This window comes from Arthrobacter alpinus (assembly GCF_001294625.1).
GTDB classification, from domain to species: Bacteria; Actinomycetota; Actinomycetes; order Actinomycetales; family Micrococcaceae; genus Specibacter; species Specibacter alpinus_A.
Map to the genome: position 1 here is coordinate 446759 of NZ_CP012677.1, position 18780 is coordinate 465538.

Genomic DNA, 18780 nt, shown 5'->3' on the forward strand with positions numbered 1-18780 from the left:
CGCTTGTGCCGATTTTTGACACCCGAGGTGAGCCGTGTCATAGTCTCCTATATGAACTTGTCAGACAGCTGGACAGCCGGACAGTCGCAGATTGTTCGTGTCAGCGCCGCCGAAGCAGTTTTCAAGGCCATTCGCGCAGCCATTGAGGGCGGGGAACTGGCCATTGGGACAAAGCTCAGCTCGGAGACGGCCCTGGCGCAGCAGTACGGCGTCAGCCGCTCAGTGGTACGGGAGGCGTTGCGCTCCTGTATGGCGTTAGGGCTGACCTCCACCCAAACAGGCAAGGGCACCTTTGTGGTGGCCAGCCGTGCCACAGGCGATCTGGTGCTGGGGCAATACTCCGCCCGCAGCCTGATGGAGGCCAGGCCCCACATTGAGGTGCCGGCCGCGGAACTTGCCGCCCTGCGGCGCACTGATGATCAGCTGGAGCAGCTGCGCGGCATTGTGGATGCCATGGTGCACGAGGACGACCCCGAAATTTGGGTCAGCCTCGACGCCAGCTTCCATGCCGCCGTAGCCCGGGCCAGTGGCAACGGCGTGTTTGAACAAGTGGTCAACGACATTCGCGACGCCATGGCCAAGCAATCCGAAACCATCAACCTCATCACGGGACGGCAGCGCCAGTCCGACGACGAGCACCTGCTGATCTTGGACGCCATCGCCCACGGTTTCACCACGGAAGCAGGCCATGCCATGGCCGTCCACCTCTCGGCTGTGGACGACGCCCTCACCATGATCAGGGGAGAAAGCACCTCATGAACCTCACCGAATTTCCGGCCCACGTCCCCTTGGCGGTACAAACTCGCGGTGACATGGTGGAAAGCGTCCATTTCGGATCGCTGGTTGCCCTGAATGCCAACGGAGAAACGCTCGTGACGCGCGGGGATCCCGGTGCCCGCATCTACCCGCGATCGGCGTTGAAGCCGCTGATGGCCGTTGCCATGCTCCGCGCCGGACTGGACATTGAGAACGAGCACCTGGCCCTGGCCTCCGCCAGCCACTCCGGCGCAGCCAGCCACCAACGTGTGGCTACGGAAATTCTTACCGACGCGGGCCTGGCGCCGAAGGACCTGCGGAACTCCCCGGATCTGCCCTACGGGGTTGCCGAGCGCGAGCAGTGGTTGCGCGACGGGCACGGCGCCACCGCGCTGGCCCAGAACTGTTCGGGCAAGCACGCGGCGCTGCTGGCCACCTGCGTGGTCAACGGCTGGCCCCTAGAAAGTTACCTAGACCCGGCGCATCCTCTGATGGCACTTATCCGTGACACGGTGGCTGAGCTGACGGGCCAAGAGCTCACCGAGATCAGCACCGACGGCTGCGGCACGGAGGTCTTCGCGCTGTCCCTGACCGGCATGGCCCGCGCCTTCCGCACCCTGGTGACGGCGGTGCCTGGCACCCCCGAGCGCCGGGTTGCCGATGCCATGCGCGCCCATCCGGACATGGTGGCCGGTGAAAACCGTGACGTGAGCGTACTCATGAACACGGTGCCCGGGCTGCTGGCCAAGGACGGTTTTGAGGGCATCCAGGTGATCGCCCTGGCCGACGGCGGTGCCGTGGGGCTGAAGATATCCGACGGCGGCGACCGGGCACGCATGCCAGCTGCGGTTCCGGCGCTGGTGGCGTTGGGCGTGGAGCCGGCGCTTCTCGGCCGGTTCAACCAGCTGACTGTCCTCGGTGGCGGCCAGCCTGTGGGATCGCTTGAAGGCATCCCCTACTAACTTCTTCACCCAAACAAAACCCGCGCAAAAAGCCCGAGCAAAATTGTCCCGCGCAACGGCGCGCAACCTATTTTTCAAGGAGAAATATGTCCATCGCCACCACGCCGCTCGATCCGCTCCAACTCCCGGAATCGCTGGAATTGCGCAGCGAACACGACCTCATTGGCGAGCGGGACATCCCCGTTCACGCCTACTGGGGCGTGCATACGCTGCGTGCCGTGGAGAACTTCCCCATCACCGGCCAGCCCCTCTCCACCAACACCAACCTGGTCATCGGCCTAGCCATGGTGAAACAGGCTGCCGCCCAGGCCAACCATGAGCTCGGCCTTCTCGATGACACGCGCGCCGGTGCCATCATCGCCGCCTGCCAGGAGATCATCGCCGGGGAACTCCACGAGGAGTTCGTGGTGGATGTCATCCAGGGAGGTGCGGGGACGTCGTCGAACATGAACGCCAACGAGGTCATCGCGAACCGGGCCCTGGAGATCCTGGGCCACGAAAAGGGCGAATACCAGTTCCTGCACCCCAACGACCATGTGAACCTGAGCCAGTCGACCAATGACGTGTACCCGACGGCGGTGAACGTGGCCACGATCTTCACCGCTAAGACACTGGTGGCGGCCATGGAAGTGCTGGGTGAGGCCTTCAGTGAAAAAGCCGTTGAATTCCGCACGGTGGTTAAGATGGGCCGCACCCAGCTCCAGGATGCCGTCCCCATGACACTGGGGCAGGAGTTCAACACCTACGCCGTTACCCTTGGCGAGGACCGGGCGCGGCTGGCTGAATCGGCCTTGCTGGTGCACGAGATCAACTTGGGCGCCACAGCGATCGGCACCGGACTCAACGCCCCCAAGAGGTACTCGGAGCTGGCGTGCCGGCATCTGGTGGAGATTTCGGGCCTGCCCCTGACCACCTCCGTTGACTTGATTGAGGCCACCCAGGACGTGGGCGCGTTTGTGCACCTCTCGGGTGTCCTGAAGCGCGTGGCCGTGAAACTGTCCAAGATCTGCAACGACCTGCGTCTGCTCTCCTCCGGACCGCGCGCCGGTTTTGGTGAAATCACTTTGCCAGCGGTGCAGTCGGGTTCCTCGATCATGCCGGGCAAGATCAACCCGGTGATCCCAGAAGTGGTAAACCAGGTGGCCTATGAGGTCATCGGCAACGACGTCACTATCACCATGGCCGCCGAGGGTGGGCAGCTGCAGCTGAACGCGTTCGAACCGATCATTGTCCACAGCCTGACCAAGAGCATGCGCCACCTGGAAGCAGCCTGCCTGACCCTGGCGAATAAGTGTGTGCGCGGCATCGTCGCCCATGAAGACAAGCTGCGGGAGCAGGTGGAGCACTCCATTGGCCTGGTCACCGCGCTGAACCCGGTCCTGGGCTATGCGGCGTCGACCCGGATTGCCCTGGAAGCACTGTCCTCCGGCCGTGGCGTGGCCGAACTGGTGTTGGAGCACAAACTCCTCACGGCGCAGGAACTGGATGAGCTTTTGCGTCCGGAACGTTTGGCCAACCTCAGCGATTAATCGCCGGCCCCGCCATTGTGCGGGCTGTATTTCACGATAGGTATTCTCATGCACCACGAAACAAAGTCCGATACCTCGGACTTGGTCCAGGATGTGCCCAGCGCCTCCCTCACTGCTGAGGATGCAGGACTGCACAAGGGCTTGAAGTCCCGGCAAATTCAGATGATCGCCATTGGCGGAGCAATCGGTACCGGCCTGTTCATGGGCGCTGGCGGGAGGCTGGCCAGCGCCGGTCCCGCTCTGATGTTCAGCTACGCGATCTGTGGTTTCTTTGCGTTCCTGATCCTGCGGGCACTGGGCGAACTGGTCATCCACCGGCCGTCATCGGGTTCGTTCGTCTCTTACGCCCGTGAGTTCTATGGCGAGAAGGCGGCGTTTGTCTCCGGCTGGCTGTACTGGCTCAACTGGGCTATGACCTCCATTGTGGACATCACGGCCATTGCGCTTTACATGCACTTCTTCTCCAAGTATGTGCCGTGGATTGGCTCGGTACCACAGTGGTTCTGGGCGCTGGCGGCGCTGCTGCTGGTACTGGGGCTGAACCTTGTCTCGGTGAAGGTGTTTGGCGAAATGGAGTTCTGGTTTGCCTTGATCAAGGTGGTTGCCTTGGTCTCCTTCCTGATCGTTGGCACCTACTTTGTCATCTTCGGCACCCCCGTCGCGGGGCAAGAAGTCGGCTTTAGCCTGATAACAAGCAATGGCGGGTTCTTCCCGAACGGGTTGTTGCCGGTGGTAGTTGTCATGCAGGGCGTGGTGTTCGCCTACGCCTCCATTGAGCTGATCGGCACGGCCGCCGGGGAAACCGAAAACCCGGAGAAGATCATGCCCAAGGCCATCAACACGGTGATCATCCGCATTGCCGTGTTCTACGTTGGTTCGCTGGTGTTGCTATCCTTGCTGCTGCCCTTCTCCGCGTACAAGGCGGGGGAGAGCCCGTTCGTGACCTTCTTTGGCTCCATTGGGGTGGCCGGCATTGACTCCATTATGAACATGGTGGTGCTCACCGCGGCCCTGTCGTCGTTGAACGCCGGGCTGTACTCCACCGGACGCATTCTGCGGTCCATGGCCTTGTCTGGATCTGCGCCTAAATTTGCGGCCAAGTTGAATAAGCGAGGCGTTCCCTATGGGGGCATCGCCTTGACAGCCGCGGTGGCCGTCCTTGGCGTTATTCTCAACGCCATTGTGCCTGCCGGCGCTTTCGAGATTGTGCTCAATGTGGCCGCCCTGGGGATCATCTCCAGCTGGGGCATGATCATCTTGTGCCAGCTGGCACTGCACAGGTTGGTGAAGCGAGGCGAGGCCGTACGGCCCTCGTTTAAGATGTTCGGCGCACCCTACACCGGCTACCTGACGCTTGCGTTCCTGCTGGCAGTCCTGATTCTCATGGCGTTCGACAGCCCCGTGGGCACCTGGACTGTGGCCTCCGTTATTGTCATCATCCCGGCGTTAATAGTGGGCTGGTACCTCTCCCGTGGCCGGATCAATGAAATTGCCGCAGCCCGCCACGTCGACATCCACGCCCATCCCGTGGCGGCACACCACAGTGGCGCGTCAGCCGGTGCCGGGAATAAGTGACCCTCTCCTTGAGTTGACTAGATTAGATGCAAACGCATGGACAATGCGTCAGTGAACTAGGAGTCAAAGTGAAGCGCACCATTGTGGTTATCTCGGCCGGTCTCGGCATCCCGTCGACAACCCGCATGCTCGCGGACCAGCTGGCCGCGGCCGTCTCCACCCACCTGGGCGAGCTGGGAGCGCAGGCTGTGCTCGACGTCGTGGATCTGCGCGACTACGCCACCGACATCGCCAACAACATGGTCAGCGGCTATGCCGGCCCAGCGCTGAGCGATGTCATCAACCGTGTCGCCGCGGCCGATGCCATGATCGCTGTGACGCCCACCTTCAGCGCATCCTACAGCGGCTTGTTCAAGTCATTCTTCGACATCCTTGACCCGAAGTTCCTTGACGGAATGCCGGTGCTGCTCGGCGCCACGGGCGGATCCTCGCGACATTCCCTGGTGCTGGATATGGCAATCCGCCCCCTTTTCAGCTACCTGCGCGCCCACACCATGCCCACGGCCATCTACGCCTCCCCGGAGGACTGGGGACAATCAAGCGGGGTCACGGGCCTGGAATTTCGTATCAGCCAGGGTGCTGGGGAACTGGCCGCAGCGCTGGTTTCCACACCGGTTTCCTCCGTCTCGGCTTCAGCGCCAAGCACGACGCCGGTGACCGGGTTTCAGCCCGACCACCGGGCCAAGCGCGGCGCCCGTGAGCGGACGGAGATGACCTCGCTGCCGTTTGAGCAGCTCCTGGCCCAGACGCAGCGCCGGTAATCCAGCCACCCCGGCGGCAGGCTCAACCGCGGTTAGAAGATCGGTTGCACGGGCTTGAACGTCAGCGGCGGGGGATCCAACTTATCCAGAACCACGCGCAGCCCTGTCCGGTACACCTCGGGGTGAATTTCGGGGCTGGCGTGGCCTGTATTCGGCAGCTCGTAGACAAAGACGGGGTTGTGCGGGAACAGCTGCTCCCAGCCCACAATGGCCAGGCGGGCGTTGACAATGAAATCGGCCGGGTCATACATGAGCCCGATCCCGGTGCTGCGGGGGATGCCGCCGTCGTACTGGGTGGGGAACGCCTGCAGGAACGTGGCCTGGGTGGTATTGAGAATCAGGGAGTTGTTTGCCGGGTCAAAGGAACTGTCAATTCCGGAACGCGCCGCGTCGTACATGCCCTGTCCGTTGGGGTTGGCCAGCCCGTTCCACACGCCCACGGTCAGGCGCCCCAGTAGCCCCAGGTACGGCACCACGCGGCCGGCCAGGGAAATGTACTCCTTGCCCGGGTCCAGTACGTCGCGGACATTGCTGGGGCTGGACCCCATCACCACCATCTTGACGTGGATCCCGTTTTCCTCCAGCAGGGAAGCGAGCACCACGGCGGCCATGCCCCCGAAACTGTCGCCGTAGAAGTAGACGGTGTCGATCTTGCGCGTGTACGTGTCCTGCTGGATGGCGATGAACAACGCGGCAATGTCGATCCCGCCGTTGGAATACCCAATGTAGGAGGCCGGAGCGCGCTCGTTCATGGTCGGTTGCAGCGCCGCCAGCTTGCGGCCCACGTCACGGTAGCTGACGCCAAAGCCACCCAGCAGGTACCAGGTCTTTCCCGGGAAACGGTTGGCGGCTGTCCGGTTTTTGTCGTTGTCAGGGGTGGTGATACGGAATTGGGTCCGTTCCGTCACGACGCTTTCAGCGGCAATGTTGGCTCGGAACACGGTGGACAGGGCGGCCGCGCCCATGATCCCAAGAAACATCCGACGGCGGTAGTCGGGCGGTGAATTGGCGTGCCGGTAGCGTTTGGGAGCCGGTTTTTCTGGGTCGCCACCGGTGTGAGGCGGTTGAGGAACTGCTTTCTTGGCTTCCATGATAAATCCCCTTTATTCTTTCACGGCGTGCTGGCCCTACGAAATGCGTGCGCCACCGGCAGTCACCTCGGGCTCAGCCGCTGATCGAGGACACAGCGCGCGCTGTGGTGCTGGAACCTGCGCCATGGTGCGGTTGCATGGAAGCCGGCAAGGTGTGGGCGGGTGGCGGGAGGGCCTGAAGGTCTGCGGGGAAGTGGCCTAGAATGGTGAAAATGAACGCTCAAGAGAGCCACCAGATCCAGGATGTGGTGCCCGGTCGCCCAGCGACCCAGGCCGCTGTTGGGCGCCGGTACTCGGGCCAGGAGAGCAGTGAAAGGGTCCGGGAGCGTCGCGCGCGGTTGGTCGAGGCGGCGATCGAGGTCTTCGGTACTACCGGCTACGCCAGCTCCAAGGTCAAGGAAATCTGCCGGGGCGCAGGTTTGAGCGAGCGCTATTTTTATGAGTCCTTTGTGAACCGCGAGGACCTGTTGTACGCCGTATATGTTGACCTAACGGAGCGGATCTTCGAGGTCACCCGGCGTGCCCTTGAAGAAGCCGGGGATGACATTGTGGCCGGTGCCAGAAATGGCTTGGCCGCTTTTGTGAGATATCTTCTCGATGACACCCGGTATGCGCGGATTGCGCTGATTGAAGTGGTCGGGGTATCCGAAAAGCTGGAGCGTCAACGTTTCGCGGCACTGGATGCCTTTGCCGAAATTGTCCGGCACCAGGTCCTCACCCAGCCGGTGCCGCAGCGAGAAGACCTCGAACCCCACGCCAACAACCACACAGACCGAGTTTGGATTGCCTCGGTGGCGCTGGTGGGCGCCGTTAATCATGTGATGGTTGACTCGTTGATCGCCGGGTATCCGGTCTGCGCGGAACTGATCGTTGACGTGTGCTTTGAGTTCTTTGAAAACACCCGAACGGCCCTGCCGCGCGCCTGACGGTGACGTTGCCGTCGTCGTTGTCATGCCCGGGATGAAGCGGATGTAGGCTTCCGGCGGGGCCATGGCGTTTTTAGCGCGCCGGGGATTTCCGCCAACCCCAGCCCTGGCGAGCTTGATCAAGGCGTTGGCCGGGTTGTATTCCCATTTCCCACTATGGACCCGCCGTCAGCCAGCCGTCCACGGCATCGGGAAGTTGCTTGGCAGCGGTTCGACGCCGGTTGCCCGACCGTGCCGTTTTCCTTGGGTCCCGCTGTCAGGACTGCCGTGTGGCCAGAGGGTTTGCAAGCATATTGGCTCCGTGTTGGAAGGGGTGGTGGACTATTCCCATTTCTGGTGGTGCGCGTGCAGAGAATCCCAGGGATCCGGCCCGGGGGCCTGAGTGTGGCTGTGCTGCGCGGCCCCGGCAGCCACAAAATAACGCGAGAGAATCACCTTCACGACCCCGCCCCTCGCCGTGGCTATCGGAGCCGTGGCTGGCCATCTTGTGGATCGCGCGCGCATTCCATTTCTATCGCAGCGCGCCTGTGGATGGGTGGATTTACCTGTCTGCTGCATTGGTCCGGTCCCTGGACACGGTCATGCGGCACGGGCGCTGCCAGCAGCTCGAACCTGGGGTGGCAGGTACCGGCAGCGGTCCAGTGACCGCCACCGCCAACGCAACCGGGGGAGCGCCGCGAGGATTACAGGCCATGCCGCGTTGGCTTTGGATCTCCACGGCCGCGGGTGTGGGTGTGCTTCTCATGGCGGTGGTCTTTCTTGCCCTGGGCAGTGGCAGCGCCATGGCTTTTATGGTGGCCGTAGTGGGTGCCGCCATGTTGCTGGTGGCGTGGCCGAACCCGGCGCCCGCAGTGGAGGCCCAGCCCGCAGCCACCCAGCCGGCGCCCCCGCGGATGCGGCGTGCCGCCTGAGGATGGGCCGCGGTGCTGTTGTTCCTGGCCCTTTGGGAGCTGGTGACCTACTTCATTGACAGGTTCGCGCCCGCTGACGCCCAGCGACTTCCGTCGCTGACGGACCTGCTGCAACCCTTGTATGACGCGGAATCCAGCTGCTGGTTCATGATGCTGCCGTGGCTTCTCGTCTGCGGGTCTCTGGTCCGGGTGGTGCGCAGGCCATGATCTACGCGATGGTTTTGGCTGGATATGTGTTAGTACCTGTTGCTGGAGTGGCGCTGGCCGGTTGGGCGCACCTGAAACCGGACTCCCTCACGGGCCTGGCAAAGCTGCTTGGGCGTGTGTTAGCGGGACGGGCGGCCCGGATTACGCTGCTCCTGTTTGTGTGGTGGTTGGGTTGGCACGTTCTGGTGGGCTGACACACTCCGTGCAGAACTAGCGTGCCGGTGTGACCGGTGGCACGATTGGGGAATGCAATTCTGGGAGTTTGTGGGAACCTACTGGTGGTTGGCGTTTCCTCTGGCCGGCATAGTCGGCGGCTGGGGCAGGGCCGTGTCCATGAACAATGAGCGCCGTCACCAGCGCAGGATCGAAATGTACAAATTGCAGCATCCCGAAGTGGCCGGGTCGGGCATGTCCACCCCGGTGTCCTCGACTGATTCCGTGGGGCACCTGAACCTAGCCAAGGACCCGCAAGAGTTCACCACAAGTGACGTGGACAAGGCCACGGATGCGCACGACGCCGTGAACCGCCGCTGGCTGGACTACGAGCTAGACGTGGGAAAGCTCATAGATTTCCCCATGATGACCGATGTTCGCGAACCCTTGACGGTTGCTTTCTTGCGGGCCAAGCGCGACGCCGATGCGCTTCGTCCTGTGACTGCCCAAGAGATCACCTCCAAGATCCGCTGGGACGACTACCGCAACGCTGTCAACGCATACGCAGTGGCGTTTGATATTGCGGAAAAGGAAGCTAAGCGCATCAAGGACACGGCCTTCTCCGAACCTCAGCGCCAACGCCTCAACACGGCCCGCAAGCTGGTCAACATCGCTGAAAATGAGGCCGCAAGCCCCGCCGAGCGACAAACCGCGTACAAGCGGGCCCGCCATGAATTGGAGGGCTTGATGGTGCTTCCAGACATCACTACCGCTGCCCTGGAACAAAAAATTGCCACCATGATTGAGGGCGGCAAGTAGTCACCGTTTTCCCTGCAACCTCTCGATGCCCAAGGAGACACCATGGAGACCACTCGCCCCAGCAGATTCTTCGCCGAAAGTCCGTATGCGGGGGTCATGGCGCTGAGCAACCCAGGTCCGGGAAATGGTGGCAGGGAGCCGCGCGCTCTTCAACGACGGGCTGCCGAGCATGTCGCTGAACGGGCCGTGGCGGTTCCACCTGTCGCAGTCCCTGGCCACGGCGCCGGTGGGTGTTGAGGAAGAAGCGTTCGACGACGGTGCCTGGGACACGCTGCCCGTCCCGTCGAGCTGGAACTTCCACGGCCACGGCCGGCCAGCTTATACAAATGTGCAATTCCCGTTCCCGCTCGACCCTCCCCACCCGCCGGACGCCAACCCCATCGGCGACCACCGGGTCACTTTTGACGCAAGCGATGACTACATCGACGGTGCCATCTTGCGCTTCGACGGGATCGAGAACGCCGGCACCATCTGGCTCAATGGCACGCTGTTGGGTATCACCCGGGGGTCCCGGTTGCCGCAGGAGTTTGACGTTGCGGGCATCCTTCGTTCCACGACCAACGTGCTGGTGGTTCGCGTGGCCCAATTCTCTGCCGCCAGCTACCTGGAGGACCAGGACGCGTGGTGGCTGCCCGGGATTTTCCGCGACGTGACCCTGACGTCCAACCCGCCGTCCATATCGGTGCGGGACGTGTTTGTGGGGGCGGGATACACGGCCGAGGGCAAGGGAATACTGCACGTGGAGCTTGACCGGGCCTTTCCCGGGACCGAGGCTGGGATCAAGGAGCTGGGCTTCAGCATGGCCCTGGACAGCGGAAGCGCTGACGTGGAGGTGGGCCCGGTGGATCCGTGGACCGCAGAAACGCCACGGCTCTATGCTTTGACGGTGGAGACACCCCACCAAACGCTCAGTTTCAACGTGGGATTCCGCTCCATCACCGTCAAGGACGCCCAGGTCCACATCAACGGTGTGCCCGTGCTGTTCCGCGGCGTGAATAAGCATGAACACGATCCCGACCTGGGCCGTGTGATGGATGGCGGCCGGCTGGCACGCGAGCTGAAGCTGATGAAGGCCCACAACATCAACGCCATCCGCACCTCCCATTACGCCCCGCACCCGCGGCTGTTGGAGCTCGCCGACGAGCTGGGCTTCTATGTCATTGACGAGTGCGACTACGAGACCCACGGTTATGAGGCAGGCGGCTGGGCGGGTAATCCAAGCGCCGAACCACAGTACCGGGACGCGCTGTTGGACAGGATGAAAAGGCTGGTGGAGCGGGACAAGAACCACGCCTGCGTCATCATGTGGTCACTGGGCAATGAAGCGGGCAAGGGTGAAAACCTGCGGGCCATGGCCGAATGGACCAAGGCCCGTGACCCCGAAAGGCTGATCCACTACGAGGGGGACTGGGACTGCCCATACGTGGATGTGTATTCACGCATGTACGCCACACCGGCCGAGGTTGAGCTGATCGGCCGCCAGGCCGAAGAGCCGCTGGAGGACGCAGCGCTGGACGCCCACCGGCGGAACCTGCCGTTCATCCTGTGCGAGTACGTCCACGCTATGGGCAACGGCCCGGGCGGCTTGGCAGACTACCAGCAGCTTTTTGAAAAGTATCCCCGCCTGCAGGGAGGGTTTGTATGGGAATGGATAGATCACGGAATCCGACAGCACACACCGGACGGCGAGGCCTACTTCGCCTACGGAGGGGACTTCGGCGAGAAGGTTCACGACGGGAACTTTGTCATCGACGGGCTGGTCTCGGCGGACCTGGAACCGCGGCCAGGACTCCTTGACTTCAAGAAGGTCATCTCCCCGGTGCAGATGGACATCGACCCTGCCTGGACCGCTGTCGGTATTCTCAACAAGTACGACTTCCTTGACCTGTCCCACCTGATGTTCACCTGGCAGGTGGATGGCCCCCACGGCGAGCTAGCCACCGGCAGGCTGGAAATACCGGCTACGGCGGCGGGTGTGGGCTCCGGCGTCGAGCTTCCCCCCCGAAGCACGCGCTGAACACGGGCCCGAACGGGTACTGACGGTGACCGCGGCCCTGGCTTGGAATGAGCCGTGGGCGTCGGCAGGCCACGAGATTGCCTGGGGACAACAGGGCTCCGTGGTCCCGGCGGCGGCGCTTGTGGACGTGAACGTGGATGCGACAGTCGCGACCCACAGGGACGGTGTAGCCGTAGTCCTGGGGGCCGCCACTTTCAGCACGGCCACGGGGGAGTTGACGGCGTTCAAGGGGCTGCCGGTGAACGGTCCCCGACTCAACCTCTGGCGCGCCCCAACGGACAATGACAACGGCATGGATTGGACCGGTTCCGGTCCCACCCGCGATGCTGACGTGTGGGCGTCGGACAGGCTTCGCCTGCTGGAGGGCAGGCTCATCTCGATGCAGGACGACGGCGGCGGCCTGGCCGTGTGCGTGCGCTACGGAGTACCATCCGCCCGCCAACACGTTGACGTGAGCTACCTGTGGAGGGCCGATGGAGAACGGCTGGAACTGTCAGCACATGTGGAACCGGGTCCGGGCTGGGGCTCCACCTGGCCACGGATCGGCTTTGACTTTGAACTGCCGGGGGAGTTTTACGAGGCGTCGTGGGCGGGGTTTGGCCCCGGACAAAAATACCCCGACACCGGGATGGCGCAGCGGCTTGGCTGGTTCACTGCAACCGTGGAGGAGCTTCAGGTGCCGTATGTGCGGCCCCAAGAGAACGGGGCCAGGTCCGGTGTTTCAACGCTCCGGCTCGGGGGTGCTGAAAAGGCTGGTTTCTCGATCACATTTTCCGGCGGCGATTTCTCCTTCACCGCCCAGCCCTGGTCCCAGGAGGCCGTGGCGGTGGCCAAGCACACCCCCGATCTGGTGGCGGACGGCATCACCTACCTAACGCTCGACGCTGCCGTGCACGGTATTGGCACGGCGTCCTGCGGCCCCGGAGTGTTGCCGAAGTATCGGCTGGCCCCGGGGCCGGCGGACTTTCGGGTCGTTATCTCATAACCCACGCCACTGGGGAAGAGCTACAAGGCCCTGCACTGGCCAATATTGCGGCCGGAGACAGCGTTGGGTGCACCATGGGAGTCGCCAATCTGAGGGGCCGGTATGTTGGCCACGCAGTTGAGCTTGACGGTGTTGGCCGCGGATGCGTGACATGGCCGGATCGGAAGACCGCGGTCACGACCAGAGCGATCCTATTCCCATGCCCGGTGCGCAACCAGACTTTTAACAGCTTTTAGGTAGAGTTTTTCAACAGGTAGGCCTGTTATGCTCCAATCACTTTCTAAGGACGCAAAGATGTCACGCACAGTCGTTATCACCGGTGCAAGCGATGGGATTGGTGCCGCCGCCGCAAAGATGCTCGCTTACCCGGGTGACACCTTAGTGGTGGTGGGGCGCTCGCCGGAGAAGACCCAGGCCATAGCCCGCGAGGTGGAAGCCGACTACTTCCTTGCAGATTTTGCCGATCTGTCACACGTGCGGGCGTTGGCGGCATCGCTGGCACAGAAGTACCCGCGCATCGAGGTGCTGGCCAACAACGCCGGTGGGATCATGGGAGGCTACGAGGAGACCATTGACGGGCATGAAAAGACATTTCAGGTGAACCATCTGGCCCCGTTCCTGCTCACCAATCTGCTGATGGACACGCTGGTTTCCAGCCGGGCCACCGTCATCAACACCTCAAGTGGTGCCAACAAGGTCATGGCGAAGTTTGACATCGATGACCTGGACGCGAAAAAGCACTACTCGGCGAACGCTGCCTATGGGAATGCGAAACTGGCCAATGTTCTTTTCACCAAGGAACTACACCGGCGCTACGGCGATCACGGGATCTCTGCGGCAGCCTTCCACCCTGGCATTGTGGGGAGCAACTTTTCCGCTGAGTCCAGGGGAGTCACCCGACTGGCCTACAACGGACTTGCCAAACGCTTCATGCTCGCCCCCGCGCAAGGCGCGGACACCCTTGTGTGGCTTGCCACCACCACACCGGGTGTCGACTGGGTGCCGGGGGAATACTATGCCAAGCGCAAGGTTGCCAAGCCCAACAAGATCGCCGAAGACGCCGCGCTGGCCAAGGAGCTGTGGGAGCGTAGCGCTGCCATGGTGGGCCTGGGCTGAGAGTCCATAGAATCCGTGGCTTAGTTCGGCAAGGTTCCGCCCGTGTAAATGCCCTCCGCGATTTGACGGACCAGCCAGGGGCTGAACGCGAATGGCGCCGCCATTACCGCTTCCTCGACATCAACGATCGGTGCCCACGCCCACTCACTGACCTCGTGCGGGTTGGGTGAGATCACGCCGTCGTCCACTACGACGGCCGTAAAAACGGGGCAGATCTCATTTTCCACAACTCCGGAGGCATCCACCGCACGGTACCGGAAGTCAGGCAGAGCCGGCTGGATCGCGGTGACACGCAGGTTCAGCTCTTGTGCGGCACGCCGCACAATGGCCTGTTCAAAGGATTCACCGGGTGTGGGGTGTCCGCAAAAGGAGTTGGTCCATACCCCAGGCCAGGTCAGCTTCGTCAAAGCCCGCCGCGTGAGCAATGTGTGCCCTTCGCCGTCGAACACATGGCAGGAAAAAGCCAGATGGAGGGGAGTGTTGCTCCCGTGGACAAGGGACTTGTCTGCGGTGCCAATCTCGGTGCCGCTCTCGTCGAGCAACCGGACCAGTTCGATTCGTGAACCCATGATCGTGACGTCCTTTCCGACGGCGTCCTTCCAGTCTAAGGTTTCACCTCGTCATGGGTGACAACCTCGTGCAGCTCGAGCCCGCCGGCCTTGAGTTTCCAATAGTGCAACCGCAGCGCCCCTGAGGTACCTTGCTCAACAGCAAGCCGCATGCAAATGTCCTCGCCCCGCGTGCGTGCAGGGGCGTGGGCGCCGTCGTTTTCGCGCAAAAAGTGCGGCTTGCGGTTGTGTAACGGACCCTGCCGCGCAGCCACCAAATCCACCACGGCACGCAGCGCCTTGGTGCGTTGTGCCGCCGTCAGTAGCGCCATGGAGGCAAGGAATTCAGGCCCAATGACGTAGGTACCCAAAGGTTCGGCTGCCTTGTCTGTGGCGGGCACCCGCTTCGCCCACTGTGCGTTCAGTTCAAAAGCGAATTGCTGTTCCGGGGTTGAAAACAGTCCGGTGAATCCTGTCTCGGAGCGCGATGCCACCGACCGCAGCTGCTGTTTGGTCCCTACCAGCTTCGTCTTAGTCCTCGCCAGCTCGGCCTTGAGTATGTCCACCTGGTGTTGCGCTTGATGGTGTTGCCGGGCCAGTTCCCGGACTTCACCGTGAGCTTGCTCCACCTGGTCTTGCAGGGCACGGGCGATCTTGTCCGTGGCCCCGCGTCGGGTGGCGGCTTCCAACAGTTCCGTGATGGTGTGGCGGGCTTTTTCGAGCTCCATTTGCGTGGACTTGAGTGCGGATCTTCGCTCGGCAGGGGACGGTGCGGGGCCGTGGCCACGGGGCACGACGCCGGTCCCGGCAGTTTCGCAGCCCGGCGCACGTGCGTGCGCCTCGCCAGCGGTCGTGGTGCCCGGGCCGGCCACAGTTCCCGGAGGGGCAAAAATACTGGTGTAGGGGCGTGCAGGATCCAGCCAAGGAGGACCGCCCGCCGTCAGTGCCGGGGCCGGCACCCACGGTTCGTCGTCGTCCACATCCAGCATTGAAAGCACAACTGTGCCATTTTCGTAGAGCACGCGAACACGCACCACTTCACCCTCGGTGAGCAGGTCCTCCGCGCAGTCGAGCTCGTTGGAAGAAATCCGTTCCACACCGATCCGAAACTCGGCCCCGGGCCACAAAGTGACCCGGGCGTGATTAGATGTCGCCGTTCGGACACGTGCTAGGGCCACATCGCCGTCACTGTAGACGGTGACGGGGGAGCCCGGCGTGAGCAGCGAGCCGTGGATGTCCAGTGTGCTGTCCTGCAAATTCAGCAGCCCTGTCACCTGTTGGCCCGGCGTCAGCAACCAGTCCAGGGGGACGCCGGGCAGAAGGGTCTCTGCGCGAATCGTGACGGTTTGCTCCGTGGATACAAGGTTTACCAGGGCGCGGCTGTTGTCTTCGGAAGCGAAGCCTCTGACGATCCCCGTGACCATCACGGCCGCGCCCTTAGATGCCGACGGGGGTGGCGGTGTCCTACTGTGTGCCGCAGTCCGGATATCGCCCAAAAGCTGTTCCGCAAGCCGGGCCAGATTACATGCCCCACGCACCAGGTGTGCCCCGGGCGTGATTGCGGCAAAGCCGGGGCCCGCGGGATAGACGCGGGCGCCCGTGCCATAGATTTGCAACTTAGGCGGCAGTCCGTCCTCCAGCTTGCGGGTCTCGACGCCATTGGCGATTTCGAAAACGTCGGCCTCGTCGCCAAGAATCCGAGCCAATGCGGCGGCGTCGATGCGATGGCTACCGGCGTCGTGCGTGTAACTGACGACGACAGCTGCCCGGTTCCGCTCCGTCCCCATCAAATGCTGGGAAAGGGATACCCCGGAACTGCATTGGGTAAGGAGATGGCGGGGGCCCGGTTCTGCTGCTGGCTCGGGGAGGGGCTTGCGCCGCTTTTGTGCCGGCATACCTGCTCCTTTCCCGACGGGGCGGCAGGAACCGCAGCCGTGTCGCTCACAATACCGCGTGCCGGGCAGGGAGCGAAAGCAGCCAGCCACTAGACCTGTGCAATGTCACATGCTACTGTGTGTTTCTCGTCACAAGGCGACAAAGGTGTCCCTAGTCCATAGCAAATTTGGAGTCGAAAGCATGTCACTACTTCGTGAAGCCAGCCCGCCCCCGGTGGCCAACTCCGGCGGAACCCCGGCTGGTCTCAAGCGCGTCGTCGCTGCGGCGATGGCCGGCACGGTTGCTGAATGGTATGAGTTCTTCTTGTACGGAACAGCGTCGGCGCTCGTTTTTGGAACGCTCTTTTTCAAGCAGACAGGCAACCCGGTCGACGGCATTATCGCCGCTTTCGCCTTGTATGCCGTCGGTTTCGCGGCCCGCCCCTTGGGGGGTCTGGTGTTTGGCCACTTTGGAGACAAGTTGGGCCGGAAGCAGTTGCTGCAACTGAGCCTGGTCGCTGTCGGAATCACCACGTTCCTCATGGGCTGCCTGCCCACCTTTGACCAGATCGGTTACTGGGCTCCCGGGCTGTTGGTGTTCCTGCGCCTGGTCCAAGGCTTTGCCTTTGGTGGCGAGTGGGGCGGCGCCATCATTTTGGTCAGCGAGCACAGTCCGGACAACCGGCGCGGTTTTTGGGCCAGCTGGCCGCAGGCCGGGGTGCCCGCCGGGAACCTGGTGGCAACACTGGTGCTCCTGGCACTGTCCAACGCGTTGCCGGAGTCGGAGTTCCTAGCATGGGGATGGCGCGTGGCCTTCTGGTTCTCCGCCGTCGTTGTCTTGATTGGCTACTGGATCCGGACCAAGGTTGATGACGCTCCCATCTTCAAGGAGGCGCAGGCTGCGCAAAGCCAGGGTGGCAAGCAGCAGCTGGGTGTTTTGGAGGTCCTGCGCCACCACTGGCGTTCGGTGCTCATCGGCATTGGAGCACGCTTTGCCGAGAACATCCTGTACTACATTGTTGTGACTTTCTCCATCACCTACTTAAAGCTGGTGGTTGAGGTGGATACCAGCCGCATTCTGCTGCTGATGTTTGGCGCCCATGCTCTGCACTTCTTCATGATTCCGTTGATGGGCTACCTCTCGGACATTATTGGCCGCAAGCCGGTGTACCTGGTGGGAGCTGTCCTCACGGCCTTCTGGGGTTTTGTGGGCTTCCCTATGATGGACACCGGCAACGACTGGATCATCATGGCCGCCATCTCACTGGGCTTGGCGATCGAGTCCATGACCTACGCGCCGTATTCGGCGCTCATGGCTGAAATGTTCCCCACGCGCGTGAGGTACACCGCGCTGTCACTGTGTTATCAATTTGCGCCTTTGCTGGCGGGATCGCTGGCGCCGTTGATTGCCTTGACCCTGCTCAGGAACTACAACTCCTCCGTGCCCATTGCGCTGTATTTGGTGGCGGCATCAGTGATTTCCATCGTGGCGGTAAGCCTGGCGAAGGAGACGAAGGGCAAGTCGCTGCGCGAAGTTGATGAGGAATCTGCCATCCGAACGGGCATTAACTAGCTTTATACAATGTGACATTGTACTGTGGGGGTATTGGATCTTCCGCAGCGGTCAAGATATTTACAAAGGAGTAAAAATGAACAGCAAACCATGGCACGGCGTACAGGTGGCAACGGCGCTTCCCTTCAACGACGATCTCAGCGTTGACTACGACGGCTACGCAGAGCATGTGCAATTCCTTGCCGCCCACGGCTGCGACGGCGTTGCGCCCAACGGGTCGTTGGGGGAGTACCAGACCCTGTCAGATGAAGAGCGTGCCCGCGTGGTGACCACCGCAGTCGAGGCAGCCCCTGCCGGATTTGGCGTGATGGCCGGCGTTGGCGCCTACGGAGCACTGCAAACCCTGCGCTGGACGGAGCAGGCCGCAGAGGCCGGCGCCCAGTCCGTCATGCTGCTACCGCCGAACACCTACCGCGCCAACGAGGAAGAGGTCATGGACCACTTCCGCACGGCGGCCAAGGTGGGGCTCCCCATCGTGGCCTACAACAACCCGCTCGACACCAAAGTGGACTTGACGCCGAAGATCATTGCCCGGCTCCACAGCGAGGGACTCATTGTGGGCGTGAAAGAGTTCACTGGGGATGTGCGCCGTGCGTACGAGATCAAGGAACTCGCGCCGGAGATGGACCTGCTCATCGGTACCGATGACACGGTCCTTGAAATGGGTATTGCAGGGGCTGTCGGCTGGGTTTCGGGCTACCCGAATGCGATCCCGGAAAGCACTGTTGAACTGTACAAGCTCTCCACCTCCGGCAACGTGACCGACATTGAGCGGGCCAGGGAAATCTACCGCGACCTCCACGCGCTGCTGCGGTGGGACACGAAGACGGAATTTGTCCAGGCGATCAAGCTTTCCATGGACATCGTGGGACGCAAGGGCGGCGCCTGCCGTCCGCCCCGCGGCGTGCTCAGCGACGAGGTCATCTCAGCGATCACTCGCGACACCAACAACGTCCTGGCAATGGGCTACAAGTAGC

At 62.4% G+C, this 18780-nt stretch carries 18 protein-coding genes; 15 read left to right on the top strand and 3 right to left on the bottom strand.

The features are described 5' to 3' along the window. The first annotated feature begins 51 nt into the window (after positions 1-51). The 5 genes from AOC05_RS01910 (at position 52) to AOC05_RS01930 (ending at position 5583) form a co-directional block, all read left to right on the top strand. Positions 52-759 carry a FadR/GntR family transcriptional regulator gene (locus AOC05_RS01910; RefSeq protein WP_062005207.1) on the top strand — a complete coding sequence of 236 codons (708 nt, stop codon included), beginning with the start codon at positions 52-54 and terminating at the stop codon, positions 757-759. Then, positions 756-1718 carry an asparaginase gene (locus tag AOC05_RS01915; RefSeq protein ID WP_062005209.1) on the top strand — a complete coding sequence of 321 codons (963 nt, stop codon included), beginning with the start codon at positions 756-758 and terminating at the stop codon, positions 1716-1718. The genes AOC05_RS01910 and AOC05_RS01915 overlap by 4 nt, the downstream gene beginning before the upstream one ends. 86 nt (positions 1719-1804) lie before the next feature. Beyond that, the gene (locus tag AOC05_RS01920; RefSeq protein ID WP_062005211.1) at positions 1805-3247 is read left to right on the top strand and encodes an aspartate ammonia-lyase; all 1443 of its coding nucleotides are present in this window, start codon (positions 1805-1807) and stop codon (positions 3245-3247) included. Positions 3248-3295: 48 nt separating this feature from the next. Continuing rightward, a complete protein-coding gene (locus AOC05_RS01925; protein WP_062005213.1) occupies positions 3296-4822 on the top strand; it encodes an amino acid permease in 1527 nt (508 codons plus the stop codon). Positions 4823-4848: 26 nt separating this feature from the next. Beyond that, positions 4849-5583 carry an FMN reductase gene (locus tag AOC05_RS01930; protein WP_062005215.1) on the top strand — a complete coding sequence of 245 codons (735 nt, stop codon included), beginning with the start codon at positions 4849-4851 and terminating at the stop codon, positions 5581-5583. A gap of 32 nt (positions 5584-5615) precedes the next feature. On the opposite strand, the gene AOC05_RS01935 is transcribed toward AOC05_RS01930, so the two are convergent. Further along, the gene (locus AOC05_RS01935; RefSeq protein WP_062005217.1) at positions 5616-6674 is read right to left on the bottom strand and encodes a hypothetical protein; all 1059 of its coding nucleotides are present in this window, start codon (positions 6672-6674) and stop codon (positions 5616-5618) included. A gap of 212 nt (positions 6675-6886) precedes the next feature. Between AOC05_RS01935 and AOC05_RS01940 the strand changes: the two genes are divergently transcribed. From AOC05_RS01940 to AOC05_RS01970, 8 genes are all read left to right on the top strand, one after another. Beyond that, positions 6887-7600, top strand: a complete 714-nt coding sequence (locus tag AOC05_RS01940; RefSeq protein ID WP_186758999.1) for a TetR/AcrR family transcriptional regulator — start codon at positions 6887-6889, stop codon at positions 7598-7600. Between the two features lie 692 nt (positions 7601-8292). Next, positions 8293-8511: a hypothetical protein gene (locus tag AOC05_RS19210; RefSeq protein ID WP_157374868.1), complete on the top strand. Its 219-nt coding sequence runs from the start codon at positions 8293-8295 to the stop codon at positions 8509-8511. A 12-nt stretch (positions 8512-8523) separates the two neighbouring features. Next, a complete protein-coding gene (locus tag AOC05_RS01950; protein ID WP_062005223.1) occupies positions 8524-8718 on the top strand; it encodes a hypothetical protein in 195 nt (64 codons plus the stop codon). A gap of 8 nt (positions 8719-8726) precedes the next feature. Beyond that, complete coding sequence (locus AOC05_RS20675; RefSeq protein ID WP_395939442.1) at positions 8727-8912, top strand: DUF6186 family protein; 186 nt, start codon at positions 8727-8729, stop codon at positions 8910-8912. Positions 8913-8964: 52 nt separating this feature from the next. Continuing rightward, positions 8965-9690 (top strand): hypothetical protein, encoded by a 726-nt coding sequence (locus tag AOC05_RS01960; RefSeq protein ID WP_062005228.1) that lies wholly within the window; start codon positions 8965-8967, stop codon positions 9688-9690. A gap of 124 nt (positions 9691-9814) precedes the next feature. Further along, the gene (locus tag AOC05_RS19670) at positions 9815-11707 is read left to right on the top strand and encodes a glycoside hydrolase family 2 TIM barrel-domain containing protein (protein ID WP_197277881.1); all 1893 of its coding nucleotides are present in this window, start codon (positions 9815-9817) and stop codon (positions 11705-11707) included. Between the two features lie 25 nt (positions 11708-11732). Beyond that, positions 11733-12692, top strand: coding sequence for a beta-galactosidase small subunit (locus AOC05_RS19675; protein ID WP_197277882.1), 960 nt, complete (start codon positions 11733-11735; stop codon positions 12690-12692). Between the two features lie 294 nt (positions 12693-12986). Further along, the gene (locus tag AOC05_RS01970) at positions 12987-13808 is read left to right on the top strand and encodes an SDR family NAD(P)-dependent oxidoreductase (protein ID WP_062005229.1); all 822 of its coding nucleotides are present in this window, start codon (positions 12987-12989) and stop codon (positions 13806-13808) included. 20 nt (positions 13809-13828) lie between these two features. Here AOC05_RS01970 and idi read toward each other — a convergent pair whose 3' ends face one another. Together idi and AOC05_RS01980 are read right to left on the bottom strand one after the other, a co-directional pair. After that, positions 13829-14377: an isopentenyl-diphosphate Delta-isomerase gene (gene idi / locus AOC05_RS01975; protein WP_062005231.1), complete on the bottom strand. Its 549-nt coding sequence runs from the start codon at positions 14375-14377 to the stop codon at positions 13829-13831. Positions 14378-14412: 35 nt separating this feature from the next. Next, positions 14413-16251 carry a hypothetical protein gene (locus AOC05_RS01980; RefSeq protein ID WP_157374869.1) on the bottom strand — a complete coding sequence of 613 codons (1839 nt, stop codon included), beginning with the start codon at positions 16249-16251 and terminating at the stop codon, positions 14413-14415. 181 nt (positions 16252-16432) lie between these two features. Between AOC05_RS01980 and abaF the strand changes: the two genes are divergently transcribed. Together abaF and AOC05_RS01990 are read left to right on the top strand one after the other, a co-directional pair. Next, positions 16433-17803 carry a fosfomycin efflux MFS transporter AbaF gene (abaF, locus tag AOC05_RS01985; protein WP_062005236.1) on the top strand — a complete coding sequence of 457 codons (1371 nt, stop codon included), beginning with the start codon at positions 16433-16435 and terminating at the stop codon, positions 17801-17803. 76 nt (positions 17804-17879) lie between these two features. Next, entirely contained in the window at positions 17880-18779 is a 900-nt protein-coding gene (locus AOC05_RS01990; RefSeq protein ID WP_062005237.1) for a dihydrodipicolinate synthase family protein, read from the top strand. Position 18780 lies beyond the last annotated feature (1 nt).

Excerpts from the sequence above, each read along its gene's own strand:
- abaF (WP_062005236.1), top strand. The coding sequence starts at position 16,433 with ATGTCACTACTTCGTGAAGCCAGCCCGCCCCCGGTGGCCAACTCCGGC.
- AOC05_RS01920 (WP_062005211.1), top strand. The coding sequence starts at position 1,805 with ATGTCCATCGCCACCACGCCGCTCGATCCGCTCCAACTCCCGGAATCG.
- AOC05_RS01960 (WP_062005228.1), top strand. The coding sequence starts at position 8,965 with ATGCAATTCTGGGAGTTTGTGGGAACCTACTGGTGGTTGGCGTTTCCT.
- AOC05_RS19670 (WP_197277881.1), top strand. The coding sequence starts at position 9,815 with ATGGTGGCAGGGAGCCGCGCGCTCTTCAACGACGGGCTGCCGAGCATG.
- AOC05_RS01970 (WP_062005229.1), top strand. The coding sequence starts at position 12,987 with ATGTCACGCACAGTCGTTATCACCGGTGCAAGCGATGGGATTGGTGCC.
- AOC05_RS01940 (WP_186758999.1), top strand. The coding sequence starts at position 6,887 with ATGAACGCTCAAGAGAGCCACCAGATCCAGGATGTGGTGCCCGGTCGC.
- AOC05_RS01980 (WP_157374869.1), bottom strand. The coding sequence starts at position 16,251 with ATGCCGGCACAAAAGCGGCGCAAGCCCCTCCCCGAGCCAGCAGCAGAA.
- AOC05_RS01990 (WP_062005237.1), top strand. The coding sequence starts at position 17,880 with ATGAACAGCAAACCATGGCACGGCGTACAGGTGGCAACGGCGCTTCCC.
- AOC05_RS01935 (WP_062005217.1), bottom strand. The coding sequence starts at position 6,674 with ATGGAAGCCAAGAAAGCAGTTCCTCAACCGCCTCACACCGGTGGCGAC.
- AOC05_RS01915 (WP_062005209.1), top strand. The coding sequence starts at position 756 with ATGAACCTCACCGAATTTCCGGCCCACGTCCCCTTGGCGGTACAAACT.
- AOC05_RS01910 (WP_062005207.1), top strand. The coding sequence starts at position 52 with ATGAACTTGTCAGACAGCTGGACAGCCGGACAGTCGCAGATTGTTCGT.
- AOC05_RS01930 (WP_062005215.1), top strand. The coding sequence starts at position 4,849 with ATGCAAACGCATGGACAATGCGTCAGTGAACTAGGAGTCAAAGTGAAG.
- AOC05_RS20675 (WP_395939442.1), top strand. The coding sequence starts at position 8,727 with ATGGTTTTGGCTGGATATGTGTTAGTACCTGTTGCTGGAGTGGCGCTG.
- AOC05_RS19210 (WP_157374868.1), top strand. The coding sequence starts at position 8,293 with ATGCCGCGTTGGCTTTGGATCTCCACGGCCGCGGGTGTGGGTGTGCTT.
- AOC05_RS01925 (WP_062005213.1), top strand. The coding sequence starts at position 3,296 with ATGCACCACGAAACAAAGTCCGATACCTCGGACTTGGTCCAGGATGTG.
- idi (WP_062005231.1), bottom strand. The coding sequence starts at position 14,377 with ATGGGTTCACGAATCGAACTGGTCCGGTTGCTCGACGAGAGCGGCACC.